This window comes from Roseivirga spongicola, from assembly GCF_001592965.1.
Lineage (GTDB): Bacteria > Bacteroidota > Bacteroidia > Cytophagales > Cyclobacteriaceae > Roseivirga > Roseivirga spongicola.
The window spans coordinates 454836-481560 of the sequence record NZ_LRPC01000012.1; the positions used below are offsets into that span (position 1 = coordinate 454836).

Genomic DNA, 26725 nt, shown 5'->3' on the forward strand with positions numbered 1-26725 from the left:
AACTGTCCGAATTAGTACATAAATAAGAACGATATCGTACAGCTAATTGCAGTGCTCATAAAGCCTTCTTCCTTTTTATATAAAGAATGATTTTGAATTAAATTAAGGAGAAGTTTGCTAAAAGTAAGTACAAACATATAAATATGACCCATTGTGTATTAAAGACACACTTATGTTGAAAATAGGTTTTGCAGATGAACTGAAAGTCATTATATTGCACTCGTTGTTTTGAATTAATTGTAAAGATTAATTCAGATATTTTGAGTTTTTGACCTTTGGGCTCAGTGCTGACCACGCTGAGCCTTTTTTTGTGCTTAAGGTTTTCATGGAGACTCTAAAAGTGTTCGATTCCGTTCAATCCTTGTTTTAATACTGTACACTTGCTGGTAGTCTAATTAATATCAGTTGAGTCTATTCTGTTGATTTTTAGTGTTTTATAAAAGTGGCATCCTTGTTGTCAACTGCAGGACGGATTAGAAAACACGACTAGACTAAATAGCAATGGACAGAAAGATTAAGAAAAAGACATGGACTACTAAACGAATAGTAACCATTCTTGGAAGTGGGGGTATCCTTTTTCTGATACTCTACGTGTTCGTCTTTGCAGACAATGCGTCAAAACTCAACGTAGACTTAGAAAAAATCAGTGTGGGTGATGTGGTTGAAGGCCCATTTCAAGAATACATTCCTTTAGAAGGTACCGTACAACCCAAGACAACTATTTTCCTCGATTCTAAAGTGAGTGGAAATGTAGAAGATAAGTTCCTTGAAGGAGGGGTTCAGGTTAAAAAAGGAGATACAATCTTAAAGTTGGAAAATAGAGCCTTGGAAATGAGTTACATTCAAGAGCAAACCCAGACCAATAGATTAAGGAATGACATTGAAAACACGAACAATAGGTTGCAACAACAGCTATTCACTTCTCGTGCTCAAGTAATCAATATCGATTTTGATATTGATGAAGCAAAAGATCAGTTTACTAGAAATGAGCAGCTTTGGAAGGATAAAGTAATTTCAGAACAAGACTACCTAAATTCTAAAAGAAGGTATAATAGACTTAGGGCATCAAGAGAGAATATAGTCAAGCAAATGGAATTCGATTCCATCAATGCTGTTAGTCAGGTAACACAAAACGAACAAAGGTTAATTACTTCAGAGGAGAGTTTGAAAATAGTTCAAGGTCAGTTACAAGATCTATGGGTCACTGCTCCAATTGATGGATTACTTTCTACGGTGAATGCTGAGATTGGTCAGTCTATTGGTCAGGGTACTACTATCGCTCAAATAGATGATTTAGATGGATTCAAAATTGCTGCTAATGTAGATCAGCACTATTTGCCTAGAGTTTATGAGGGCCTGGTAGGTACTTATGATTTCGCTGGCCAAGAATATAGATTGGAGATCAGAAAGAAGTTCCCTGAAATTAATAATGGAACGTTCGTAGTAGAAATGGTAGGGGAGATTCCTGAAGGAGTAAGAAGAGGTCAAACCCTTTCTATTAGACTACAATTGAGCGAAGAAAAGAATGCTATTCAAATACCTAGAGGCAGCTTCTTCCAAACCACTGGTGGTAACTGGATTTTCGTTCTAAATGAAGATCAAACCGAAGCTACTAGAAGAAATATCCGCATTGGAAACCAGACTCCGAGAAACTATGAGGTGCTAGAAGGTTTACAACCTGGAGAAAAAGTGATATTTTCATCTTATGAAGGTTATGACGATAAGGATAAACTCGTCATTAAGAAATAATTAATTCAAACAACTAATTAACTTTTACAATTATGGGAAACAACAAAAGTATCATCACCACTAAGGGACTGAAGAAGTTCTACTACACAGATGAAATTGAAACAACAGCGTTGAATAACGTGAATCTTCAGATCGCTGAAGGTGAGTTTGTTGCTATCATGGGACCTTCCGGTTGCGGAAAGTCTACTCTTCTAAACATCATTGGTCTATTAGATAATCCTTCTGAAGGTGAATTCTATTTCTACGATGAAGAGGTCTCAAAATATTCTGAAAGACAGAGAGCAGAGCTTAGAAAAAGAAACATTGGTTTCGTGTTTCAGAGCTTTAACCTCATTGACGAACTTACTGTATATGAAAATGTAGAGCTTCCTTTAATCTACTTGAAGTATCCTGCTTCTGAAAGAAAGCAAAGAGTAGAAGAGGTGCTTGAGCACATGCAAATTATGCACAGAAAAGATCACTTCCCTCAACAACTTTCTGGTGGTCAGCAGCAAAGGGTTGCGGTGGCAAGAGCTGTAGTTGCTAAGCCAAACCTAATTCTAGCGGATGAGCCTACTGGTAACTTGGACTCAACTAATGGTCAAGAAGTAATGACTCTTTTGAGTGATTTGAATGCCAATGGTACAACTGTGATTATGGTAACTCACTCTGCTACCGATGCAGAATATGCTCATAGAGTTGTGAACTTGTTCGATGGTCAGGTAGTATCTGAGAACATCAATTCAAAAGAGAACTCGCTAGTTTAAGCATTTGTAAAGGTTAAAAGTCCACTTGCCAAAAATGGTAGGTGGGCAAATATTGAAGAGCTTGGGACAGCTCTTCCAGAAAAATATTGCCCAAAGGATAGAAAACATTAGTATGAAACAATTATTCACAATAGCTCTGTTAGCATTGCTTTCCAGTTCAACAGTTTGGGCTCAGAGGGTGCTAACGTTAGAGGAATGTATAGACATAGCATTGCAGAGCAACTTGAGTATAAAAAGAGCTAAAAACCAAGCAGAAATATCCAAAGCTCAATACACCCAAAGTAAGTTTAACTTTTTACCTTCTCTAAGTGCAGGAGCTTCTCACTCTTGGAGGGAGGGACTTCAGTTTGACCAGACTACTGGTAACTTAGTGAATACAACAGCATTAAGTGGAGGGATGTCCATTGATGCAAGTTTGACACTGTTTGATGGCTTCTCTAATTTGTATGGTAAGCAACAAGCGAAAGCTAGTTATCAGGCATCAGAAGAGGCTGTGAGAGGAACTGTTCAGTCTATTCAAGCTCAAATAGTTGGTGCCTTTTTGCAGGTTATAACTATTAAAGAAGGTTTGAAAATGAATGAAGCAACGCTTTCTTTATTGAATGAGCAATTGGATAGAGAAAGGAAGCGAGAAAACGCAGGTGTTGGAAATATGGAGCAAGTCTATAACTTCCAATCTCAAGTTGCTCAACAGCAGCTCACTATTGTAAATCAAAATAATCAGCTTGAATCTGCCAAGCTGAGCCTTATTCAGCTGCTCCTTTTGGATCCTGCTGAAGATTATCAGTTTGAAGGAATTACTTCGAATGATGCTGAACTTAATAAGGAGTTAGAGGATTACAACACTGTTTATAGCAGTTCTATGGATTTCTCGCCTTCTGTTAAATCTGCTGAACTTAATTTAGATGCAGCAGAAAAAAATCTTCAAATATCAAAGTTTAACTGGATGCCTACTTTAGGCTTGAGGTCAGGATGGAGCACTGGGTGGAGTTCAAACCTGAGAAATCAGGGAGATGGCTCGGTTGTAGACTTGTCAACTCAGCTAGATAGAAATAGAGTAAAATCAGCTAGTTTAAGTTTAGGCATTCCTTTGTTCAGTAGGTTTCAAAATAGAACACAACTGCAGACCTCTAAAATTCAGGTCTTAAACTCTCAATTGGCTTTGGAGCAGGCTAAGAACGATCTCACAAATCAAGTCCAGCAAGCCTACTTAGATTTACTAAATGCTAAGACTTCTTATGCTGCAGCTAAAGAGAGTAAGTTGAGTTTGGATCAGTCATTTGATTTTGCCAAAAATAGATATGATAATGGCACAATAGACTTTGTGACTTATTTACAGAGTTTGACTGCTAAGAATCGTGGAGATTTGGAGCTTGTAAGAAGCAAGTATTCCATACTACTTAGGCAGTTCATTCTTGATATTTATAAGGGTGAGTTAATGGAGCCCGGAACTAATTAATACTCAGAATATCTACTCGTTTGCCTGAAATGGCAAACAAAAGGTCGTTTTCCATAAACACAAATTGATAAGGGAGATTAGCGTAGCTGATCTCCTTTGTTTTTTTAGAATAGATATCGGTCAAAACAATTTGCTCAGGAGATGAAGAAATTAACCAGTTTTTACTGAAACTGAAGAACCCGTTATTGGCCGCATTAATTTCTTCAACGAAATTACCAAGATTGTCGAAAACAAGGATATAACCTTTAGAATCGCTTATAAAAAGCAAGTTCTGGTATTCTCTGATAAAGCTAGGGTTGAGTTTCTTGTTTTCTAAGCTTAGGCTGAGAATGTTCTCTAAGAGCAACTCACCGCTATTTACATCAATCTTACTGAGTGTTAAATTACTGGTATTCAATAACCACAGGTTGTTATCTGCTGATAGCGTAGCAATACCATTGATTTGTGAAATGTTGAACCTATTGAGGTTGTATCTTTCTGAGTTGGCTAAGAACCTATTCAAAAATAAATACTCCTGAAAGCCTTGGTAGTAAACAAAAACTCGCAAACCTTGCCATGCCTCTAATAGACTAGGAGTAGCCTTTATCTGAGGCGAAAAGTGGTACTGAAGCTGACCCTTTTTATCGTATTTCTCAATAACTCCATCAGATGATGCAAAGTAGAGGAACCCTTGCCTGTCAATTGATGCGGCTACAGGTTCGAATGGAATGGAAAAACTCTCTAAAATCTTGGCTTCTTGGCTAAAAAGCAAGCAATGAAAGAATAAGGCTGCTATGGTTATTCTAGCCTTCAAATGTTTTTAGTTCTACTTTACCATCTGAATAAACCCCGTAAGTATAATAGTTCAGCCATTCACCTAAATTGATATACCTGCTGCTATCGCCAACTTCTAGGTCTAGCGGAAGATGTCTGTGTCCAAATAGGTAATAATCGTGATGCTTTATCTTTTCTTGTTCTTTAGCAAAAGTCCATAACCATTCTTCCTCTCCTAAAAATCTTTGCTCTGTATTGTTGGCCTGAGCTCTGCTCTTTCCTGACCAAAAATTGGCTAGGCCAATACCTACATTCGGATGTAACCAGTGAAAGCACCATTGAAAGAAGTTGTTTGTGAATACCTTCTTTAGAAATTTATAGCCATTGTCTCCTGGGCCAAGTCCATCGCCATGAGCAACAAAAAGCGAAGTTCCATTTATGTCTAATTCTAACGGCTCTTTGTATACTCGGGCGTTAAACTCCTGCTCAAAATAGCCGAACATCCATAAGTCATGATTACCAGTAAAAACGTGCAGTTCAATACCTTCATCAACTAACTCAGCTAGTTTGCCTTGAAAACGAGAAAAACCTTTCGGGATAGTGGTTTTGTATTCGAACCAGAAATCGAATAAGTCTCCAACTAGAAAGATGGCCTGTGCATCTTTTTTACACTCATCTAACCAGCGAACTATTTTTAATTCTCTTTCTCTACTCTTTTGAGCAGTTGGAACTCCAAGGTGGAAGTCTGAGGCGAAGTATACTTTTTTAGACGCTGCTATATTAAGCTTCATGCTTTCAATTGAATGGTGAAAGATAGCCAATGACCAAAACAAAAAAAATCAGGTCGTTAAACCTGATTTTGTATTGTAGGCCTTATAGACGCTTACTCTTTATTTTCTTGTTCTTCTGAGGTCGTTCCTTCTGATTGTGGCTCAACTACCTCTTCTTGCTTAGTATCAGCATCTGGAGCGGTTTTTTCTTTAACTTTTCCATTGCCGTTAGTGTAAGCTTGGTAGGTAGTCTCCTTTTCAAAAGGTCTTTTTCCAATTAGGTTTTCTAGGTCGGACTGGAAAATGATTTCCTTGTCAAGTAATTCTTTGGCCAGAATTTCTAATTGTTCCTTTTTATCCGTTAGGAGCTGCTTAGTTCTCTGGTAAGCTTGCTCTACCAGCTTTTTAACCTCTTGGTCAATAATTTTAGCTGTATCTTCTGAGTAAGGCTTGTTAAAGCTGTAATCATTCTGCTTAGAATCGTAGAATGAAATGTTACCAATTTTATCGTTCATACCATAAACGCTAACTATGCTGTAAGCCATTTTGGTAACACGCTCAAGATCACTTAATGCACCTGTAGAAATTTTACCGAAAATAATTTCTTCGGCAGCTCTACCACCTAAGGTCATGCACATTTCGTCCATCAGCTGCTCAGTTTGGTATAAGAACTGTTCTTTTGGTAAGTACTGAGCATATCCTAATGCAGCAACACCTCTAGGTACAATCGATACCTTTACCAATGGGTCGGCATGCTCTAAGAACCAGCCAGCTACTGCGTGACCAGCCTCGTGGTATGCCACAATCTTTTTCTCTTCTGGAGAGATGATTTTGTTCTTCTTCTCAAGACCACCGATTACTCTATCAATGGCATCTTGGAAGTCTTGCATGTCTACTGCTTTCTTATCCCTACGGGCAGCGATTAGTGCAGCTTCATTACAAACATTGGCTATTTCTGCACCAGCAAAACCAGGGGTCTGAGCTGAAAGCTTCTTAGGATCAACATCTTTTTCTAGCTTAATAGGCTTAAGGTGAACTTTGAAAATGGCTTCTCTGCCCACAATATCTGGCTTATCGATACTGATTTGTCTATCGAATCTACCCGGTCTTAATAACGCACTATCAAGTACATCTGGTCGGTTGGTAGCCGCAAGGATAATTACACCAGAATCAGTAGCAAAACCGTCCATTTCAACCAAGAGAGAGTTCAACGTGTTTTCTCTTTCATCGTTAGATCCCGGCATTTGACCTTTACCTCTAGATCTACCGATTGCATCGATCTCATCAATAAATACGATACAAGGAGCCTTTTCTTTCGCTTGCTTAAATAAGTCACGAACTCTGGCAGCACCTACACCCACAAACATTTCAACAAAGTCAGAACCAGAAAGCGAGAAGAAAGGAACAGCTGCCTCACCTGCTACGGCTTTCGCTAATAATGTTTTACCAGTACCTGGAGGGCCTACAAGTAAGGCGCCTTTAGGGATTTTTCCTCCTAGTTTGGTGAATTTTGAAGGGTTCTTTAGGAACTCAACAATCTCCGCAACTTCTTCTTTGGCTTCGTCAAGTCCTGCAACATTGTCGAAAGTGATTTTCACTTTGTTTTCAGTATCGAACAAGGCTGCTCTAGATTTTCCAATATTGAAAATCTGACCACCAGGGCCTGCATTGCCTGTCATTCTACGCATCATAAGCCAGAAGAACAGAATAATTAAGATTAGGAAGCCCCAAGTGCTTAGGAATTCAATAATCGTAGTTCTGTTATCGAACTCAATAGATACTTGCTGGTTACTCGGAATGTCAGTGTCGGTGACAAAGTCTTGATAGTAGCCTCTAAAGTCTTCTGCTGAAAAGAATTGCTTTTCGATCTTGTAATGAGGGCCAGTTCCAAAACCTAAAAAGTTTTGGTTCTCTAACTCCGTTTTGTATTTCGCATTTTGAAGTGCCTCTGACTTCAAAGTAATCTCAACAATATTCTGATTTTCTACATAGAGAATTTTAGCAACATCGTTGCTTTTTACCATGTTTTCGAATCTAGCTTTGGTAATTGCTATTCCCCCTCCTGAGTTGGTGAAGAATGAAATTGCGAAAAACAGAATGATTAGGGAAACGAATATCCAAATTTGATTATTTGGTTTTTTGCCTCCTCCTGGAGCTGGTTTGCCCAGTATGTTTTTCTTTCTTGGACTATCTGGCATTATTAAATTTTTTGAGTCTTTTTAAAATCTACATTATAACGCTTTGCCACAATAAAGGTTAATTAAGCGTTGTGAGTTTTAGAAGTAATTATGGCATCGCCCCATAGATCTTCCAAGCCGTAATACTGTCTCTTGTCTTTTCTGAATATGTGGGCTACAACACTCACGTAGTCAATTAGAATCCATTCTCTATTAGTGAAACCCTCTTTTCGCCAGGGTTTTTCATCTTTTTTGTCAACCTCAGATTCAATTGACTTGGCAATTGCTTCAATTTGGGTGTCTGAGTTACCGGAACATATAACGAAAAAGTCACAGATAGAGCCTTTTACTTTACGGAGATCCATAACGACAATGTCTTCTGCCTTTCTCTCCTCCATTCCCTTAACAACTACATTGCTCAGTTCTTCCGAATTCATTAATGAGTTTAGTGAAGTATTTTTGATTTCTTTACGCGTAAAACTACGAAAACTGTTGTACAAAATTCCTGCTAATACCTTATTTGTCGGCAAGGTGGTAGAATATATGCCATCCTGTCACTCTACTAATGACAGTGCTAGAGAATTACTCCTTCAGCATGACACGTCAGAGGGCACTGTTGTCATAACCGATAATCAAACTGCTGGTAAAGGGCAAAGAGGTAACTCTTGGTTTAGTGCCGAGGGTGCTAACCTGACAATGTCGTTAATTATGAAGCCCAATTTCCTTACGGTTTCCAAGCAGTTCTATCTAAATATGATTAGTTCCCTTGCTGTGAAACGTGTTCTGAATGATAGGTTGCCAGATGCTAATAGTCAAGTCAAATGGCCGAATGATGTTCTTTTAAATAACAGAAAGGTCTGCGGTATTTTGATTGAGAATGGCATAAAGCGACAGTTTCTAGAGCATTCCGTGGTAGGGATTGGCTTAAATGTGAATCAAAAGGCATTTGGCTTGGCCACGGCAACTTCTATGTCTAATGAGATAGGAATTGCCTTTTCTCTTCAATCTGTTTTTGAGAAGCTATTAGGTCAGTTTGAAGCATTGTATTTGAAATTGAAAGCCGAGAGATACTCCGAAATAAAAGATGAGTATTTACAAAACCTGATTGGATTTAATCAGTGGCGAAAATATAGATCTGAATATGTATTTGATGGTCAAATCGTAGATGTTCTAGATTCTGGTCAACTGAAATTAGCAACACAGCAAGGAGATAAGCTTTTCGATTTCAAGGAGATAGAATTCATCTGGAATTGACTCAAATTATTGATTTGCAATGCTTGAGGTGTTACCTTTGCGCCTCGAAAAATTGACATTCAATGCAAGAAACAGGAGTAAAATTCAAGGTAAAAGATATAAACCTCGCTGAGTGGGGTAGAAAAGAAATACAATTGGCAGAGGCAGAAATGCCTGGTTTGATGTCTCTAAGAGAAGAGTATGGTGCTAGTAAGCCACTTAAAGGGGCTAGAATTGCTGGGTGTCTTCATATGACAATTCAAACTGCTGTGTTGATTGAAACATTGGTGGAGCTTGGTGCTGAGGTTACTTGGTCTTCTTGTAATATTTTCTCAACTCAAGATCATGCGGCTGCTGCGATAGCTAAAGCTGGAATTCCTGTTTTCGCATGGAAAGGAATGAACGAGGAAGAATTCGATTGGTGTATTGAGCAAACACTTTACGCTTTTGAAGGTGGCGAGCCATTGAATATGATTCTAGATGATGGTGGTGATCTTACCAATATGGTGCTTGATAGGTTCCCGGAGTTAGTACCTGCTATTAAAGGTCTCTCGGAAGAAACTACTACTGGTGTTCATAGACTTTACGAAAGAATGAAGAAAGGCACTCTTCCAATGCCAGCCATCAATGTGAATGATTCAGTTACTAAATCTAAGTTCGACAATAAGTACGGCTGTAAAGAGTCTTTGGTAGATGCTATCAGAAGAGCAACCGATGTTATGTTAGCTGGTAAAGTTGCTGTTGTTGCTGGTTATGGCGATGTAGGGAAAGGTTCTGCAGCTTCTTTGAGAGGTGCTGGTGTTAGAGTAATCGTTACGGAGATTGATCCAATCTGTGCATTGCAAGCTGCTATGGACGGCTTCGAGGTGAAGAAAATGGATGATGCTGTAAAGAGAGCTGATATTGTTGTAACAGCTACTGGTAACAAAGATATCATTGCTGAAAGACACTTCAGAGCGATGAAAGATAAAACCATCGTTTGTAACATCGGTCACTTCGACAATGAAATTGACATGGCTTGGTTGAACGGAACGTTTGGTGATACTAAAGTAGAAATCAAACCTCAGGTTGATCTTTACAACATTGAAGGAAATGACATCATTGTTTTGGCTGAAGGTAGATTAGTAAACCTTGGTTGTGCTACAGGCCACCCTTCATTTGTAATGTCTAACTCTTTTGCTAACCAAACTTTGGCACAAATTGAGTTGTGGACTAATACAGATGCTTATGAGAATGCTGTTTATACTCTTCCTAAGCACTTAGATGAGAAAGTAGCTGCTCTTCACTTGGCTAAGATTGGAGTGGAATTGGATTCGCTTTCAGAAGATCAAGCCGAATACATTGGTGTAACTGTGGATGGCCCTTACAAGCCAGAGCATTATAGATATTAAGTCTTACAAAAGATGATTAAAAGGCTCCAATTTGGAGCCTTTTTTTATGCAAGGGATTTACATAATTACTCTAGTTGTCTTTTTTATAAAAGATATGATGGTGACTTACTTAATGCTCCTTAAGTCAATTCTTACATTTGGCAAAGAGATAATCGAGCCCTGTTTCTCTTGATTGTTTAAATAGATTAGTTCTTTTGCTAATCCATTCTAAAGAGTGTTTTTTTAATCTATATCTTCGTCTTTAATTTTTTATGGAAACACTAGCAAGCATTTACACTAAGGGGACATTAAGAAAGCTCCAGAAATTTTTGGGAATGGATTCTAAGGATCCATACATGAAATATAAAGAGATTGATTTCTTTAAAGAGCTATTTGCCAAGTTTCAACCAAATAAGTGTTTGGAGTATGGTTGCGGAACTAGTACTCCTTATTATATGAGCCATTTGCCAGATGGAGCTCAATGGGTTTCAATTGAACACCATAAAGGTTGGTTCGATAAGATTTCAAAAGTAATCGATAGACCTAATTTATCTTTACATTTTGTAGAAGTTGAAGGTAATGATCCCAAGGTTCCAGAAGATGATTTGTATGCCACTTTCCCTAAGCAATTCGCTCCTTATGATTTTATTCTGGTGGATGGAATAAGAAGAGAGAACTGCATAGAATTAGCGCATGAATTGTTAGATAAGAATGGTATAGTTGTGGTTCATGATAGTAATCGTAAGGAATATCATGATCATATCAAGAAGTTCAAATATTGGTTTATTCTAGAAGATTTTAGAAAAACGGCAGGAGGATTAGGTCTGGCCTCGAATGATGTAGATGTGACTCAATTGGTGAGTCTAAAGCAGCATGCAGCTCTTTGGAAAAAGGATAGTGTGGTTTCAAACTTTTTTAAGTTCAAGTTTCTAATGGGTAAGAAAGCAAAGCCATTTAGGCTGCAAACCTCTTAAGGTTTGTGTATAAGTACGTAGGTTTCAAACTTTTCCGTATTGCCCTTTAATGCTTGATTTACGGCTACTGTAAATTTGAAGAACTGCGATTCTGAAGCGAAGCTGTAAATTAGCCCCTCCCATAGTACGTCATGTTTAAAGTTAATTTCTTTAAGGTGGTCTTTAGGTAATAATGCCAGTGTTTCATTTCCTTCAGCATACTCATTTATCATCGCTGGAGAAAAATCTCTTAAATTCTTTCGTTCGGTATAGTAAGGTAAGTTTTGAATAAGCCAAGCATCTAGTAGCAATGGTGTGTTCTTGTCAATCTGTTCGTTTTCAGTTACAATTCTGCCTATTTCATCATAAGCCCTGAATGCCTCCATTCTCGGAAGAAAAGAAGTGAATACAATCATAAAACCAAACATGGTCCAAAACGGTAAAATTAGACTAAACCTAAATCCGTCTTTCTTCAATATAAATAATATGGTAACTACAACTAAGGTGAAAGGTATAAGATAGAATGCCAAAGATAGATTCAACTCAAAAATAAGGTAGGTCATTCCACTTATCAGTAACGCTGAAATGATGAAATGAATAGTTTTGATTGCTAGTTTCGGTACTTTATCTCCAATGAACATTGGTACAATCATAAGAGCTAAGGCTGGATGTGCTTGTATAATGTAAGTTGGTATTTTACCTTTTGAAACGGTGAAAATCACAAACATTACAGTAATCCATGCAATTGGAAAAAGTACTTTTTTCGATTCCTTTCGGTTCATTATCCAATACACAATGGAATAAAAGAATGTCAACGAATATGGTATAATAGTCCAGCTCAGAACTCCTACGTAGAAGAAGGGCTTCATACCATTTGATTTCTTCTGAAGAGCTCGTCCGAATGTTTCGGTATAATAAATATCCCAAAATTCCTGACCATCTTTTACGTACATAAAAATCACCCAACTCAGGCCAATCACCCCAATAATTAATATTCCTAATGGCAGTTTTAGAAAAACTATATCTCTCCAGAGTTGCTTCCACTGCCCCCAGTTCTTTAGCAATATGTAGAACCCTACAATGCCACCAAGCACAATAATGTATGGAAACCCTTTAGTTAACACGGTGAGTCCTAGGGCAATGTAGCTGAGTATTAAATATTTCGTAGATCGGTCTTCATATCCTCTGTAAAACCAATACATAGTAAGTGTGAAAAAGTAGGTGAGAGGAACTTCTGGTGAGGCATACTGCTTTACTGCAAGGAGTTGTAAACCCAAAGCCATTATTATCATGGCATAATAACCACCAGACTGGCCATACATACGTTTTCCCAGTAAATAAGTAAGCCAGATAGAGCCAAGGGCCATCAAAACAATTGGCAGGCGAATACCAAACTCATTGAGTCCGAAAATGGCACTGCTGGCGGCAATCGCCCAATAGGTGAGAGGAGGTTTGTTATATCGAGGTTCGTAGTTGTATTTAATATCAACAAAATTGCCAGACTCAAACATTTCACGAACAGCTTCTGCATAAAAACTCTCGTTCGGAGTCCATATATCATTAACATGAAAGTTATAGAAGTATAGGAGAGATATGAGTGCAAATATCAGATACGAAGCAGAACGTGAATGAGTCCACTGAAATTCAACTATCTCTTTTTTATTAAGAATCATATCTATTACTTACTATTTTTGGAGGCTTCAGAAAGAACACCCAAATTTAGTTTATATATGCCTGACTCGTACAAGGGAATATTTATAAATACCACAAAAGGTACCCATAAAGAGGTTTATAATTTAATAAAACATGATACAGAGAAATCTGTTGTTGATATTCCATCTGGACGTGGTGCATTTATTCTTCGGTTAAAGGATAATGGCTTTAGCAATGTAACTGGGGTGGATATCGAAGATATTTCACAAATAGAACATGACGATTTTGTTCTAGGTGATATGACTAAAAGATTGCCTTTAGAATCGGCTAGTAAAGACATTGTCGTCTGCATAGATGGAATTGAACACATCTATGGTCAAGCCTCTTTTGTGGAGGAGGTAAACAGGAGTCTTAAAGTTGGAGGTTCAGTTATAATATCAACCCCAAATATATCAAGCATTCGTTCTAGGTGGAGGTGGTTCTGGACAGGGCATCATTATAAATGCAGTTCGCCTTTAGATGAAAGAAATCCGACACCTCTTCATCATGTAGGAATGATATCATTCCATGAGCTTAGGTATCTATTACATACTCGAGGCTTTGAAATTGAGCAGATTTCGACAAATAGAATTAAACTTATTAGTTGGCTATACATGGTCTTTGTTCCTTGGGTTTATTTATCAACAATTTGGATTTATAAAAAAACAGGGCCAAGAGAAGGAACGGTAGAAGTTAACAGGAGTATGCTCTCCCAAGTGTTCAATAAGAACGTTCTTTTTGGAGAAACTTTGATTGTAAAGGCGGTTAAAAGGAGAGATTTAGGAGGCTAATTGCTCTTCAAATTGATCAATTATGTTGTCAAGGCTAAAGTTCTCTTGAACAAATTTGCAGCCTTGGGAGCCTAGTGTTTCTCTTATTTCTTTGTTCTTCGTTAATTCAGCCAGCTTTTCTGAAAATAGTTCTAAATCCTCAAAAGGTACCAGATATCCATTGAAACCTGTTTTTACCAACTCAGGATTACTCGTGATGTTAAACGCAACTACTGGTTTTCTGGCAAACATTGCCTCCGCAATGACATAGCCAAAGCCTTCCCATTCAGAAGTGAGTGCAAAAATATCAATGGATTCCATGAATGAACTCATATCTTCCACAAAGCCGAGTAGTTCAACTTCATTTTGAAGTTCATTTATTTTTATTTCTTTCAATAGTTGCTCTTCTAACTCTCCAGTTCCAGCAATCACAATTTTGAAATTGACTGATTTCTTTTTTAGGATTTTGGCTATTTCTATGAAATGATGTTGCCCTTTTTGAATTGTCAACCGACCAGCGTTTCCAATAATGATTTTTTCACTGTCAAATGAATGTCTATTTATCTTTCTGTTACTCATTTCTTCAAAGTCTAAACCTTGGTAAATGATCTGGATGTTTCGTTTCAACCTATTGCCAAAATTCATTGACATTGTGCGTTTTGTTTCTAAAGAGTTGGCTATCAGATGAGTTATTACATTATTGTACAAATACTGATTAATTTTACTTGCTTTAACGGGTGCTGCCAAAGCCCTGTATAGAACTATCCTTTTTAACCCTGCTAATTTGGCTGTTAAGACACCAACCTTTGTGTCGTGTGACGTAGAAATAATAACTGTATCTATTTTGCTCTTTTTAAAGAACCTATAGAGTCGAATGTATTTAAATGGGTTTAGAAATGATAGGTTTTTAAGCCTCAGGGCAAAAGTGTCAATATTAGCTTTATTTGCCCTAGAGTATAGTTCGTTACGCTTATCTGCTGCAATAAAGACTGTATAGCCTCTTTCTTTAAATTTGCTAGCGTAATCAAAGTGTATCTTTTCTCCACCACCCCAAAAGCTCGTAGTATTTAGAAAACAAATGTTTTTCATTGAACCTGACTTAATCATTTGGCTGGCAAAAGTATGAAATCGAGAGTGTTTGTTGCTCAGAGATCGTTGTTATTTAAGTCTTTTGCTAATTTTGAATGCCATAATTCATTGTACCATGACTTCAACAAGAAATAAAGTAACAGCGATAATACCTACATATAACGAAGAGGTCAATATTGGACAGGCTATTGAATCGGTTTTGTGGGCGGATGAAATTATTGTGGTTGATTCTTTTAGCAAAGATAGAACGGTGGAGATAGCGGAGAGTTATGATAATGTGAATGTTATTCAACATGAGTATGTGAATTCGGCAACTCAAAAGAATTGGATAATTCCTCAGGCTAAGCATGAATGGGTTTTTATTCTAGATGCTGATGAAGTAGTAACTTCTGAATTAGAGCAAGAAATATTAAATACATTGAGAAACCCAAATAAAACAGCCTACTGGATTAAGAGAAGGACTGTTTTTATGGGGGAAGAGGTGAAATATGGGAGTTGGAGAAGTGATAAAGTTGTGAGGTTGTTTTTGAGGGATAAATGCAGATATCAGGACAAAAAGGTTCATTCAGAGATTGAAACGGAAGGGGAAATTGGAATACTCAATAACCATCTGAGGCACTACACGTGGAAAGGAATCAATGAGTTTATTGTTAAGGTAAATTGGTACTCTACCTGGAAGGCCTATGACAAAATAGAAAACGGGAAACCAACCGGATTCTTTGTTACGACAGTGATTAAGCCATTTTGGCGCTTTATTTATGAGTACCTAGTGAGGTTTGGATTTCTAAATGGGAAGGTTGGTTTTCATATCGCAATTTTGAGCGCATATGATGTCTACTCAAGAGGCTTGAAGATTCAGTTGATTAAAAATGGAGAAGCTATAGCGAAGGATAGGATATGATTTTAGTTGATAATGCAGTAATAAGTGACGACATAAAAGAGCAATTCTTTGTTTGCGACTTAGAGAAGTGTAAAGGTGCCTGCTGTGTGGAAGGTGATTTAGGTGCCCCTTTAGAGGAGCATGAGTTAAAAGAGTTGGAAAATGCATACGAAGTAGTAAAACCTTATTTGTCAGCAGAAGGAATTGCTGCTATTGAGAAAGAGGGTACTTATATAATGGACTTTGAAGGCGATTATTCAACCACAACCATTGGCGGTAAGGAATGTGCTTTTGCTATTTATGATGAAAAGGGTATTCTGAAATGTGGTATAGAACAGGCCTATAGGGATGGAAAGACTACTTTCAAGAAGCCAATTTCATGTGAGCTTTACCCAATCAGAATTTCAAAATACGACCACTATGAAGCGCTAAACTACGATCGTTGGGATATCTGTTCTGCTGCCTGTACATTGGGAGAAAAGCTTGGGGTACCAGTTTACAAATTTCTGAAAGACGCTCTGATTCGAAAATATGGAGAGGCTTGGTATGAGGAGTTATGTAATGAGATTGAAGGGAAATAAAAAAGCCGGCTTTTGCCGGCTTTTTTATTTTATAATTTCGAGAAATCGAAGGTTTCTAAGTATTTCGTGGTGAAGTTACCCGATTTGAAGCCCTCATCTTCCATTAATTTAATATGGAATGGAATAGTGGTTTTAATTCCTTCAATAACAAATTCTTCTAAAGCTCTTTTCATTCTCACAATCACTTCTTCTCTAGATTGACCGCTAACAATAAGTTTAGCAATCATTGAATCATAGTTTGGAGGAATAGAGTAACCAGCATATACATGGCTATCTACACGAACCCCATGACCACCTGGTAAGTGAAGGTTAGTGATTTTTCCTGGAGAAGGTCTGAACCCATGAGATGGATCTTCCGCATTTATTCTACACTCCATAGCGAAAAGCTTAGGATAGTAGTTTTTACCTGATATCGGCTCACCTGCGGCTACCTTAATTTGCTCTTTAATCAGATCGAAATCTGTTACTTCTTCAGTAATAGGGTGCTCAACTTGAATACGAGTATTCATCTCCATAAAGAAGAAGTCTCCATGCTTATCTAGTAAGAATTCTACCGTTCCAGCACCTTCATATCCAATGGCTTCTGCGGCTTTTACTGCGGCCTCACCCATTCTGTCTCTTAGCTCTTGATTTAGGGCAGGAGATGGAGTTTCCTCTACAAGTTTCTGGTGCCTTCTCTGAATAGAACAATCTCTTTCTGAAAGGTGACAAGCTCTACCTGTGCTATCTCCAACTACCTGGATTTCTACGTGACGAGGCTCTTCAACGAATTTTTCTAGGTAAAGGCCATCGTTTCCGAAAGCTGCGGCAGATTCCATTCTGGCATCGTCCCAAGCTTTTTGAAATTCTTTGTCAGATTTCACAATCCTCATTCCTCGGCCACCACCACCGGCAGTTGCTTTAAGAATTACAGGGTAGCCCATTTCATTGGAAAGCTTAATGCCTTGCTCAACAGAGTCTAGTAGGCCATCAGAACCAGGGATAGTTGGTACACCTGCTTCTTTCATGGTAGCTTTAGCAGTAGCCTTATCACCCATTTTATCGATCATATCGGGAGAAGCTCCAATGAATTTGATGCCATATTCGGCACAAACCCTAGAGAATTCAGCATTCTCAGAAAGGAAACCATACCCTGGGTGAATCGCATCGGCATTAGTGATTTCTGCAGCCGAAATGAGATGAGGTATTTTTAAATAAGACTGATTTGATGGGGCAGGGCCAATGTTTACAGCTTCATCCGCAAAGCGAACATGTAAACTGTCTTTATCTGCAGCAGAATAAACGGCTACAGTTTTAATACCCATTTCCTTACATGTTCTAATAACACGCAAGGCAATTTCCCCTCTATTGGCGATTAATATTTTCTTAAACACGTTTGCTCTTTTAGGTTGAAAACTCAATAAGCGGTAAGGCTATTTAAGCCGGGTCTACCAAGAACAAAGGCTGATCGTACTCAACAGGAGAAGAGTTATCAACCAATACTTTTACGATTGTACCTGAAACTTCAGACTCAATTTCGTTGAATAACTTCATTGCTTCAACAATACAAACTTTGTCTCCTGCGGAAATAGTGTCTCCAACATTTACGAATGCAGGATCTTCTGGCTTAGGAGATCTGTAGAAAGTACCGATCATTGGAGATTTAATCTCAACGTATTTGCTCGAATCATCTTTAGCAGCTGCTTTTTCAGGAGCTGGAGCAGCTTCAGTTGCTGCTGAAGCAGGAGCTGTCGGTGCAGGAGCCGCTACTGGGGCAGGGGCGGCTGCAGGAGCAGAAGCAATAACTTGTGCTTCAGTGTCTCTTTTTACCTTAATTTTGAATTCTTCCGTTTCAATATTGACTTCTGCTAAACCAGATTTAGCAATAAAGTCTATCATGTTTTTAATTTCCTTCGGGTTCATAATGAGTTAAGGTTTATTTTACACGCTCTCCATAAGAGCGAGTTCTAGTGTCAACTTTAATTTTATCTCCTAAGTTAATGAATAATGGTACTTGAATTTCAGCACCAGTTTCTAATGTAGCTGGTTTGCTGGCATTCGTTGCAGTATCTCCTTTAAGCCCAGGTTCCGTGTAAGTAATTTCTAGCTCAACGTAAGCAGGTAACTCGCACGTGAGAGGCTGCTCAGTCTCGGCATGGAAAAGAATGTCTGCTTCCTGTCCGTCTTTAATTAAGTCGGAATTTTCAATCATCTCTTCAGGTATCATAACCTGCTCAAAAGTAGATGTATTCATGAAGTGAAAGCCGAATTCATCTTTAAACAGAAACTGGTGAGTTCTTTTCTCAACTCTGGCGGTTTCAATTTTGTGTCCGGCAGAGAAAGTGTTGTCTACCACTTTACCGGTTTTAATGTTTTTCAACCTTGTTCTAACAAAAGCAGGTCCTTTGCCTGGCTTTACATGTTGGAACTCTGTGATCATCCACAGGTCATTGTTTATTACAATACAAAGACCGTTTTTAATATCTGCTGTAGTAGCCATGAATAATTTAGGTTAGTCTTTCTTATTTAGGATCGTAAGCCCACTTTAACCAAATAGAACCCCAAGTAAAACCACCACCAAAGGCGGCTAAAATAAGGTTGTCTCCCTTTTTGAGTTTAGATTCATAATCCCAAAGGCAAAGAGGGATAGTTCCACTAGTTGTGTTGCCATATCTGTGAATGTTGAGCATTACTTTGTCTTCTCCAACATTCATTCTTCTGGCGGTAGCATCAATAATTCTTTTGTTGGCCTGATGAGGAACAAGATAGGAGATGTCATCTCCAGATAGATTGTTCTTGTCCATAATTTCAGCAGCCACGTCTGCCATGTTTGTAACGGCAAACTTAAATACTGCAGAGCCTTCTTGGTAAGCGTAGTGCTCTCGGTTGGCCACTGTTTCTTGTGTGGCTGGCTTTCTGCTTCCTCCAGCTTTCATGTGTAAGTGAGGAGCCCCTGAACCATCTGATCTCAGGATGGAATCCATAATTCCATGTTCTTCGGTAGTAGGTTCAAGCAGTACAGCACCGCCTCCATCACCAAAAATTATACAGGTGGTTCTGTCAGTATAATCTACTATAGAAGACATTTTATCTGCACCTACAACAATTACTTTCTTGTATTTACCAGTTTCAATGTACTGCGAGCCCGTAGCTAGGCCATAAATAAAGCCTGAGCAAGCCGCCTGTAGGTCGAAGCCAAAAGCATTTTTGGCACCTATAGCATCACCGATTAGGTTGGCCGTTGCCGGAAAAACCATGTCGGGGGTTGTGGTACAGCAGATGATTAAGTCTATTTCTTCAGGTGTAGTGTTGGTTTTGGCAAGTAGGCCTTGAATCGCTTTGATTCCCATGACCGAGGTGCCCTGATTCTCACCTTTTAAGATTCTTCTTTCTTTGATTCCTGTTCTGGTGGTGATCCACTCATCTGTGGTATCCACCATGGTTTCCAATTCTTTATTGGTTAGTACATATTCTGGAACATAACCTTGGACACCGGAAATTTGAGCTCTTAGCTGACTCATGCTTATTTTTTAGTTAGACATGCAGAGTTGAGATGCAAACATCTGCCAATATAAGGGGAATGCCTACAGAATCATAATAGATTGTTATGAGAAAGGAGCTACACCCTTATAAATGAAAATGCTCCTGAATATCTTAATCCAGGAGCAAATATTGTCAAAGGTAAGCCTTAGGCTAAAACCTCTTTTTCCATCACAACTTTACCTTTATAGTAAAGTTTACCTTCATGCCAGAACGCTCTGTGAGGCATGTGCAATTCACCAGTTGTAGGACAAACCACTAAAGTCTTCGCAGAAAGTTTTTTGTGAGTTCTTCCTTTGTCTCTTCTGGTTCTCGAGGTTTTTCGTTTAGGATGCGCCATTATTATTCTGTTTTAAGCTTTCGCTAATTTTTATTCTTTAAATTCTTTAATGCTGCCCAACGTGGGTCAATGTCTTCTTCTTTTTGTTCGATGTCTTCTTCTGATTCTGAAGTGTAAATCATACTGCCTTCCGACTCATCGTCTTCATCTTCCTCTTCTTGAAACTTCGGATGAAGCTTCTTCATAGGGATTTCTAAGCCAATGAATTCGTACATAATACCCGCTACGTTAAGTGTTTGGGTATTTTTCTCAATCACAAATACATCTTCAGATAGCTCTTTGTCTTCTTCTCCATACTTATAAATCATGTTCTGATCAATATGTATAGGGAAGTCGAATTTCTCCAAGCTTCTATCACATTCCAGTTCCAAAGAACCTTCAATGTTGAAGTCTACCTGAATCATAGAGTCTGACTTGTTGAGACTGACAACTGCATTGAGTTGACCATTTTCAACTAAGTCTCCATCAAACATTTCAAAGAACTCTTTCCCAATTTCAAACTGGTACTCGTGAACGCCATTTGAAAGTTTGTAGATATGTATATCGTATTTCTTTCTGGCTCTCATAGATACCGCCCAAAATTCAGGAGTGCAAAGGTATGGAATTCATTTCGAATAGTAAAAGCATAGCGCATCCTTATTTTGGATAATTAGCTTAAGGTTCAAATATTTAATTGTAACGATAGATTTCTTCTAGCTGATCTTTAGAATCTATGCTATAATTTAGGTCTACCACCTTGCCTTCTTTTAGGCTGAATACCCATCCGTGAATAGATGGGGTGTTCCCTGCAGCCCACTCTTCTTGTATGAAAGCAATTTTTGCCATGTTTTGAACTTGCTCTTTTACATTCAGCTCTACAAAAGTATCAAAACGTTTGTTCTCATCTGAAATAGCTTCTAGTTCCTTTTCATGCTTTTGATACACATTTTTGATGTTTACCAACCAGCTATCAATCATGCCAATGCTATCATTACCCATGGCAGCTTTAACACCACCACAACCATAATGGCCGCAAATAACAATGTGCTTAACTTTTAGCGCTTTCACTGCATAAAATACTACACTTAGTAAGTTAGTATCGGTGTTAACTACCATATTGGCAATGTTTCTTTGAACAAAGATAGAGCCAGGCATAGCACCGGTTACTTGATTTACAGGAACTCTAGAATCTGAGCAGCCAATCCATAACACTTCTGGTGCTTGGCCTTCTGCTAGTCTATCAAAAAATTCAGGGTCAGACTTTTTAATTTCTGCTACCCATTCTTCGTTACCTTGTTTTAGTTTATCTAAAGCTGTCATATTATTTGTCTATAGAGGTAATAACTTTTAATTGTTTTGCGGTTGAAATTTGCTGCACCTCATCTGTGCCAACCACTAATTGTTCTAGCGATTGTGTAAACCCATTAAGGTCTAAATGATTCAGTGGGCTTATTTTGATGTCAATATTTCTGTACTTGGCATTTTCTTTAAAGTCAGCAATGATTTCTAGGACATCGTGCTCTATGAAAACAGTTTTAGAGGCGTCAATATAAAGTTCAGCACCATCAGGAACCTTGTTTAGTTCTCTTAATATTTGGGCCTTATTTAAGAACGTAACTTGTTCTGAAAGCGCAATTTGATAGTGCTTGTCGGCTGTATCGTGCGTAGTTTTCAGAATGTAAGGGTTCTTCAAGTTGGTAACCAAAATGTTGAATACAGCAACAGCCATACCTATTCCGATACCTACTAATAAGTCGGTAAATACAATGGCTAAAACCGTTACCACAAATGGTACAAACTGCAATAAGCCTTTTTTGTACATGTCTTTAAACAATGCAGGCTTGGCTAATTTGTAACCAACTACCAACAGAATTGCCGCTAAACTCGCCAGCGGAATCATGTTCATTACATTTGGTATGGCTAGTGCAGCTAGAAAAATTAAAATACCATGTATGAGTGCAGACATTCTAGTTTGACCACCAGACTGAATGTTGGCTGAGCTACGCACAATTACCTGGGTAACAGGCAAGCCACCAATAAGGCCAGATACAATGTTGCCAATACCTTGTGCTCTTAGTTCTTTGTTGGTAGGAGTAACTCTTTTCTGAGGGTCGAGCTTATCTGTTGCTTCTACACAAAGTAAGGTTTCTAAACTGGCTACAATGGCCATGGTAATACCAATAATCCATACTTCTGGGTTTGTAATTGCAGAAAAGTCTGGTAAAGAGAATTGACCGATAAATCCGCTGAAATCATCAGAGACAGGAATACTCACCATGTGGTCATTGGTTATTTCAAAGTTACTACCTGCGAATATTTTGCCGAAAACTATACCTAGAATAACTACTACTAGTGGCCCTTGAATAATCTGGAATATTTTCACCTTTTTCATGAACTTTTGTTCCCAAAGGATAAGAATTGCCAAAGAGACAAACGATATGATTACAGCACCAGGAGTGATGAAATCTAACATGTTAATTAGCTCAGAAAAAGTATTTTCTCCATCTGCCTGAACGAAACCAAGATCTCCTTCTGGGTCGGCATCATAGCCAAAAGCATGAGGTATCTGCTTTAAGAAGATGATTATACCAATGGCAGAGAGCATTCCTTTAATTACTGATGTAGGGAAGTAGTATCCGATAATACCAGCCCTTAGAATGCCAAGTATTATCTGTATTACACCGGCAATTACTACAGCTACTAGAAATATTTCGAATGAGCCAAGGTCTTCAATTGCTGCCAGTACAATAACGGCAAGTCCTGCCGCAGGGCCTGATACACCTAGGCTCGAACCACTAAAAGTGGTTACAATTATACCACCAACCATACCGGCAATAATTCCGGAAAATAGCGGTGCGCCAGATGCCAGCGCAATTCCTAGACAGAGCGGTACTGCCACTAAGAACACTACCAGTCCGGCTGGGGCATCTGCTTTAAGGTTTTTAAATAAGTCTTTATTCATAGTTATATGTTTTAAGCCAATGGAGTTGGCTCAAATTAAGGTTTGAAAAAAAATGAAGTAATCTTGATGGAAAAGTGTGGGGTTATGCCATTGGAGGCCGCAGCAATATTTGCTGAACATCCAGTTTCCATACGTATTGTCTTTCAGAGAACTGAAGGTCGATCAGATTTGACAGAAAGTCTAAGCTTTCTAGGTAGCTGAAGTATTCGTCTTTTTTAAATTCTTCTTTAGAATCTTCTTCTTCAGCGTCCTGATCTTCTTCAACATCCATTAGTTCATAATTGGCTGTATAATCAAAGCTTGTCTTGGCGTAGACATCTAGTGATAAGGTGCTTGTAAAAAGCATAAGAAGTAAGATTGTTATAAATCCTTTCACTGTACTCTGATTAACCAAAATAAACGGTCGATGCTGCTTAAGGGTTAAGTATATCGATAAAAATAGTATAAACTATGCTGAACAGCATAAAACTAGTCCAAAACTCCTCTAGATGCTAAAATATCTTTGGCCATGTATATAGCCGATCTCATACTTTGCTCATTGGCTAATCCTTTGCCTGCAATATTGTATGCAGTCCCATGGTCTGGAGATGTTCTGACAATTGGTAGGCCTGCAGTAAAGTTTACGCCTTCTTCAAAAGCCAGGGTTTTAAATGGTATAAGCCCTTGATCGTGATACATAGCTAAAATACCATCGAACTTGGTTTGGCTGGCCATTCCGAAAAATCCATCTGCAGGATAGGGGCCAAAAGTTAACTCACCTTTTTCTTTAAAATCGTTTATGAGAGGTCGGATAATTTCTATCTCTTCATTCCCCAAAAGGCCATCTTCTCCAGCATGTGGGTTTAGTCCTAATACGGCCACTTTGGGTTTTTGAATGCCAAAATCCTTCTTCAAAGATTGTAACATCAAATCGAGTTTCTTCCTGATAAGGTCAGCGTTCAGTTTTTCCTGAATTTGAGCTACCGAGATATGTCCTGTAGCTACTCCAATTCTTATTTGTTCACCACATAGAAACATTAGACTGTCTTGCTTGCCAAATGCCTCTGTGAAAAATTCAGTGTGTCCAGGGAATTTAAAATCATCACTCTGAATGTTGTTTTTATTGATAGGAGCTGTCACTACTCCATGAATCTTACCATCCTTAAGATCTTGCGTGGCTCTTCTAAGTGCAGCAAGAGCTAGAGCACCTGCTTCTTTTGTTTCTTCACCTGGGGCAACTTCCACATCTTCTACACAATTGATGACATTCAGTCTATTATGTCTGATCTGGTCTGGCGAATTGGTTTGGTTGAATGAGAATTTGTCAACACCTAAAAGGTTTTTGTAATGAGAGAAAACCTTTCCGTGACCGTAAACCACCAAGTTTACTAGATCGAAAATTCTCTGATTCAATACAGATTTTATAATTACTTCAGGGCCTATTCCATTCATATCGCCAATGGTAATGCCTAAAGTGGGTATAAGTTTGGTCTCTCTGCTATTCTCCTGCATATCAAAAGCCGATTTCGCTTTTCTTATTATTGAAGTTCTAACTTTGGGCGCAAATTACGCTTTTTTAAATATTTGTGAGCATGTCATCAGTAAGACCCAAAAAACATTTAGGCCAACATTTCTTAAAAGATTTGTCAATTGCCGAGCGAATAGCTAAAGCACTCACTGGCCATGGAGAGTACAATTCGGTGCTAGAAGTTGGGCCTGGTACTGGTGTACTCACTCAATTTTTACTTAAAGAGGCTTACGAAACTTGGGTGGTTGATATAGATAAGGAGTCTATAGCCTATCTTCAAGAGAACTTTAAAGCCTTAGAGGGCAGAATTATTGATGGTGATTTTTTGAAATACGATTTTTTAAAAGATACAGGGGCTCCATTGGCCATTATTGGCAACTTTCCTTACAACATCTCTTCTCAGATTTTCTTTAGAATATTGGAGCTCAGAAATGAAGTACCGGAAGTAGTTTGTATGATTCAAAAGGAGGTAGCCGACCGGATTGCCGAACCTCCCGGATCTAAAACTTACGGTATCTTAAGTGTATTGCTTCAGGCTTATTATGACATCGAATACTTATTCACCGTAAAGCCAGGTGTGTTCAACCCTCCACCTAAAGTCAACTCTGGTGTAATTAGGCTAAAGAGAAATAATGTTGAAAGGCTAGACTGCGATGAAAAGCTCTTTAAACAAGTAGTTAAAGCAGGTTTTCAAATGAGGCGAAAAACGTTGCGGAATGCACTAAAACCAATAAATTTGCCTGAAGCATTGGCAGATGATCCAATCCTTAACCTGCGGGCAGAAACACTTTCAGTTAAACAATTTGTAGACCTAACTAATAAAATCTCAGCGTGTCGTTAGAGAGAGTACCATTTGAGCTTTCTAAAGAGTATTTAGACCTCGTTTTACGGGCTGTTGAACAGCGCGATGCTGGGTTTATCAGGGATACTATGGAAGGTGTGAATCCTGCTGATATTTCTGCTTTGCTCGATGAGGTAGAAACTGATGAAGCTCGCTATGTACTCGATGTACTGAATAATGAAGTTGGTGCAGAGGTAATTGAGGAGTTAGAGGAAGATACAAGAAAAGAGTTTCTAGAAGAGTTAGAGCCCCAAGAGATTGCTCAATACATTGTAGAAATGGAGTCTGATGATGCGGTAGATATCATCAACGACCTTCCCGTGAAGACTCGAGAAGAGGTAATTGCCGCAATAGATGATCCTGAAAGCGCAGCTCACATTCAGGAGCTCATGCGCTATGATGAAGACTGTGCCGGTGGTTTGATGGCCAAAGAGATGATTGTGGCCAACATTAACTGGACGGTTATTCAAACCATAGATGAAATCAGGCGTCAGGTAGAAAATGTTGAAAAGATATACTCTGTTTACGTTGTAGACGATAAAAATAAGCTGCAAGGCAAAGTTTCAGTTAAGAAAATTATCCTCTCAAGAGATAATACGCGAATTCTAGATATTTACGATAGTGACATCATTCATGTAGAAACCTATATGGATGAAGAAGAGGTGGCAGACATTATGCGTAAGTATGATTTAGATGCTGTTCCCGTTGTAAACCTGCAAGGCAAGTTGGTAGGTAGAATTACCATCGATGATATTGTAGATGTTATCACTGAGCAGGCAGAAGAGGAGAGAGCCTTAATGTCTGGTATATCTGGAGACGTGGAAGAAGATGATTCCATCTGGGCTATTTCTAAAGCGCGTTTGCCTTGGTTACTCATTGGCCTAGTAGGAGGGACTCTTGGTGCTTGGGCTATTGGTTTTTTTGAAGGAAGCTTAGAGAGAAATGCTGCGTTGGCCTTCTTTATTCCTTTGGTTATGGCTACTGGCGGTAATGTGGGGATTCAATCTTCAACCCTTGTTGTTCAAAGTTTAGCCAATCGTTCTGCATTCGAAGACTCAATCAGTAAGAGAATTGGTAGAATGTTCTTGGTGGCTATTTTTACGGGAGTTGTTCTAGCTATTATTAGTTTCTTGATTGTTTTTCTCTGGAAAGACGATCAAACTCTTGGTACTGTAGTGGCTGTATCGCTGGTCTGTGTAGTTATGCTGGCGTCTTTTATGGGTACTGCTACACCACTTGCTCTCGATAAACTAGGTATTAACCCTGCTTTGGCCTCTGGTCCATTTATTACAACCACAAACGATATTTTAGGTATTATCGTTTATCTGGCAATTGCTAATTTGTTACTTCCCTGA

Annotated in this window: 27 protein-coding genes; 11 read left to right on the forward strand and 16 right to left on the reverse strand. The window is 38.5% G+C overall.

Going from position 1 to position 26725, the window contains the following annotated elements:
• Positions 1–501 precede the first annotated feature (501 nt).
• The 3 genes from AWW68_RS09905 (at position 502) to AWW68_RS09915 (ending at position 3954) form a co-directional block, all read left to right on the forward strand.
• Positions 502–1749, forward strand: a complete 1248-nt coding sequence (locus AWW68_RS09905) for an efflux RND transporter periplasmic adaptor subunit (RefSeq protein WP_068220188.1) — start codon at positions 502–504, stop codon at positions 1747–1749.
• A gap of 50 nt (positions 1750–1799) precedes the next feature.
• The gene (locus AWW68_RS09910; RefSeq protein ID WP_221405990.1) at positions 1800–2495 is read left to right on the forward strand and encodes an ABC transporter ATP-binding protein; all 696 of its coding nucleotides are present in this window, start codon (positions 1800–1802) and stop codon (positions 2493–2495) included.
• A 112-nt stretch (positions 2496–2607) separates the two neighbouring features.
• Positions 2608–3954: a TolC family protein gene (locus tag AWW68_RS09915; RefSeq protein ID WP_185101247.1), complete on the forward strand. Its 1347-nt coding sequence runs from the start codon at positions 2608–2610 to the stop codon at positions 3952–3954.
• Here AWW68_RS09915 and AWW68_RS09920 read toward each other — a convergent pair.
• From AWW68_RS09920 to rsfS, 4 genes are all read right to left on the reverse strand, one after another.
• Positions 3947–4747 (reverse strand): hypothetical protein, encoded by an 801-nt coding sequence (locus AWW68_RS09920; RefSeq protein ID WP_068220197.1) that lies wholly within the window; start codon positions 4745–4747, stop codon positions 3947–3949. The two genes, AWW68_RS09915 and AWW68_RS09920, sit on opposite strands and share 8 nt — an antisense overlap.
• A complete protein-coding gene (locus AWW68_RS09925; RefSeq protein WP_068220200.1) occupies positions 4737–5498 on the reverse strand; it encodes a UDP-2,3-diacylglucosamine diphosphatase in 762 nt (253 codons plus the stop codon). The genes AWW68_RS09920 and AWW68_RS09925 overlap by 11 nt, the downstream gene beginning before the upstream one ends.
• 92 nt (positions 5499–5590) lie before the next feature.
• Positions 5591–7675 (reverse strand): ATP-dependent zinc metalloprotease FtsH, encoded by a 2085-nt coding sequence (gene ftsH, locus AWW68_RS09930; RefSeq protein WP_068220203.1) that lies wholly within the window; start codon positions 7673–7675, stop codon positions 5591–5593.
• A gap of 62 nt (positions 7676–7737) precedes the next feature.
• Positions 7738–8091, reverse strand: coding sequence for a ribosome silencing factor (rsfS, locus tag AWW68_RS09935; protein WP_068220813.1), 354 nt, complete (start codon positions 8089–8091; stop codon positions 7738–7740).
• Between the two features lie 55 nt (positions 8092–8146).
• On the opposite strand from rsfS, the gene AWW68_RS09940 reads away from it, so the two are divergent.
• The 3 genes from AWW68_RS09940 to AWW68_RS09950 all read left to right on the forward strand — a co-directional run bounded on the left by AWW68_RS09940 (position 8147) and on the right by AWW68_RS09950 (position 11231).
• Complete coding sequence (locus AWW68_RS09940; RefSeq protein WP_068220206.1) at positions 8147–8908, forward strand: biotin--[acetyl-CoA-carboxylase] ligase; 762 nt, start codon at positions 8147–8149, stop codon at positions 8906–8908.
• A gap of 62 nt (positions 8909–8970) precedes the next feature.
• Positions 8971–10278: an adenosylhomocysteinase gene (ahcY, locus tag AWW68_RS09945; RefSeq protein ID WP_068220209.1), complete on the forward strand. Its 1308-nt coding sequence runs from the start codon at positions 8971–8973 to the stop codon at positions 10276–10278.
• Positions 10279–10592: 314 nt separating this feature from the next.
• Complete coding sequence (locus tag AWW68_RS09950) at positions 10593–11231, forward strand: O-methyltransferase (RefSeq protein WP_185101249.1); 639 nt, start codon at positions 10593–10595, stop codon at positions 11229–11231.
• Here AWW68_RS09950 and AWW68_RS09955 read toward each other — a convergent pair.
• Positions 11228–12883, reverse strand: coding sequence for an ArnT family glycosyltransferase (locus AWW68_RS09955; protein ID WP_084375647.1), 1656 nt, complete (start codon positions 12881–12883; stop codon positions 11228–11230). The genes AWW68_RS09950 and AWW68_RS09955 overlap by 4 nt on opposite strands.
• A gap of 57 nt (positions 12884–12940) precedes the next feature.
• Between AWW68_RS09955 and AWW68_RS09960 the strand changes: the two genes are divergently transcribed.
• Entirely contained in the window at positions 12941–13693 is a 753-nt protein-coding gene (locus AWW68_RS09960; protein ID WP_068220216.1) for a class I SAM-dependent methyltransferase, read from the forward strand.
• Here AWW68_RS09960 and AWW68_RS09965 read toward each other — a convergent pair.
• The gene (locus AWW68_RS09965; RefSeq protein WP_185101251.1) at positions 13682–14761 is read right to left on the reverse strand and encodes a glycosyltransferase family 4 protein; all 1080 of its coding nucleotides are present in this window, start codon (positions 14759–14761) and stop codon (positions 13682–13684) included. The two genes, AWW68_RS09960 and AWW68_RS09965, sit on opposite strands and share 12 nt — an antisense overlap.
• Positions 14762–14876: 115 nt before the next feature.
• Between AWW68_RS09965 and AWW68_RS09970 the strand changes: the two genes are divergently transcribed.
• The gene (locus tag AWW68_RS09970; protein ID WP_068220222.1) at positions 14877–15662 is read left to right on the forward strand and encodes a glycosyltransferase family 2 protein; all 786 of its coding nucleotides are present in this window, start codon (positions 14877–14879) and stop codon (positions 15660–15662) included.
• A complete protein-coding gene (locus AWW68_RS09975; protein ID WP_068220225.1) occupies positions 15659–16222 on the forward strand; it encodes a DUF3109 family protein in 564 nt (187 codons plus the stop codon). Before AWW68_RS09970 ends, AWW68_RS09975 begins: the two co-directional genes overlap by 4 nt.
• A gap of 29 nt (positions 16223–16251) precedes the next feature.
• Here AWW68_RS09975 and accC read toward each other — a convergent pair whose 3' ends face one another.
• The 10 genes from accC to pdxA all read right to left on the reverse strand — a co-directional run bounded on the left by accC (position 16252) and on the right by pdxA (position 24513).
• Entirely contained in the window at positions 16252–17595 is a 1344-nt protein-coding gene (accC, locus tag AWW68_RS09980) for an acetyl-CoA carboxylase biotin carboxylase subunit (protein ID WP_068220815.1), read from the reverse strand.
• Between the two features lie 43 nt (positions 17596–17638).
• Entirely contained in the window at positions 17639–18124 is a 486-nt protein-coding gene (gene accB / locus AWW68_RS09985; protein ID WP_068220227.1) for an acetyl-CoA carboxylase biotin carboxyl carrier protein, read from the reverse strand.
• A 13-nt stretch (positions 18125–18137) separates the two neighbouring features.
• Positions 18138–18701: an elongation factor P gene (gene efp / locus AWW68_RS09990; RefSeq protein ID WP_068220230.1), complete on the reverse strand. Its 564-nt coding sequence runs from the start codon at positions 18699–18701 to the stop codon at positions 18138–18140.
• 22 nt (positions 18702–18723) lie between these two features.
• Positions 18724–19722, reverse strand: a complete 999-nt coding sequence (locus tag AWW68_RS09995; RefSeq protein ID WP_068220233.1) for a beta-ketoacyl-ACP synthase III — start codon at positions 19720–19722, stop codon at positions 18724–18726.
• Positions 19723–19889: 167 nt separating this feature from the next.
• Positions 19890–20081 (reverse strand): 50S ribosomal protein L32, encoded by a 192-nt coding sequence (gene rpmF / locus AWW68_RS10000; protein ID WP_068220236.1) that lies wholly within the window; start codon positions 20079–20081, stop codon positions 19890–19892.
• Positions 20082–20104: 23 nt separating this feature from the next.
• On the reverse strand, positions 20105–20647 hold the full coding sequence (locus AWW68_RS10005; protein WP_068220239.1) for a YceD family protein: 543 nt from the start codon (positions 20645–20647) through the stop codon (positions 20105–20107).
• Between the two features lie 103 nt (positions 20648–20750).
• The gene (locus tag AWW68_RS10010; RefSeq protein WP_068220242.1) at positions 20751–21380 is read right to left on the reverse strand and encodes a carbonic anhydrase; all 630 of its coding nucleotides are present in this window, start codon (positions 21378–21380) and stop codon (positions 20751–20753) included.
• Position 21381: 1 nt separating this feature from the next.
• Entirely contained in the window at positions 21382–23022 is a 1641-nt protein-coding gene (locus tag AWW68_RS10015; protein ID WP_068220245.1) for a SulP family inorganic anion transporter, read from the reverse strand.
• An 82-nt stretch (positions 23023–23104) separates the two neighbouring features.
• Complete coding sequence (locus AWW68_RS10020) at positions 23105–23398, reverse strand: hypothetical protein (protein ID WP_157717603.1); 294 nt, start codon at positions 23396–23398, stop codon at positions 23105–23107.
• 92 nt (positions 23399–23490) lie between these two features.
• Entirely contained in the window at positions 23491–24513 is a 1023-nt protein-coding gene (pdxA, locus tag AWW68_RS10025; RefSeq protein WP_068220251.1) for a 4-hydroxythreonine-4-phosphate dehydrogenase PdxA, read from the reverse strand.
• A gap of 80 nt (positions 24514–24593) precedes the next feature.
• Between pdxA and rsmA the strand changes: the two genes are divergently transcribed.
• Positions 24594–25370 carry a 16S rRNA (adenine(1518)-N(6)/adenine(1519)-N(6))-dimethyltransferase RsmA gene (rsmA, locus tag AWW68_RS10030; RefSeq protein WP_068220253.1) on the forward strand — a complete coding sequence of 259 codons (777 nt, stop codon included), beginning with the start codon at positions 24594–24596 and terminating at the stop codon, positions 25368–25370.
• Entirely contained in the window at positions 25361–26725 is a 1365-nt protein-coding gene (gene mgtE / locus AWW68_RS10035; RefSeq protein WP_068220256.1) for a magnesium transporter, read from the forward strand. Before rsmA ends, mgtE begins: the two co-directional genes overlap by 10 nt.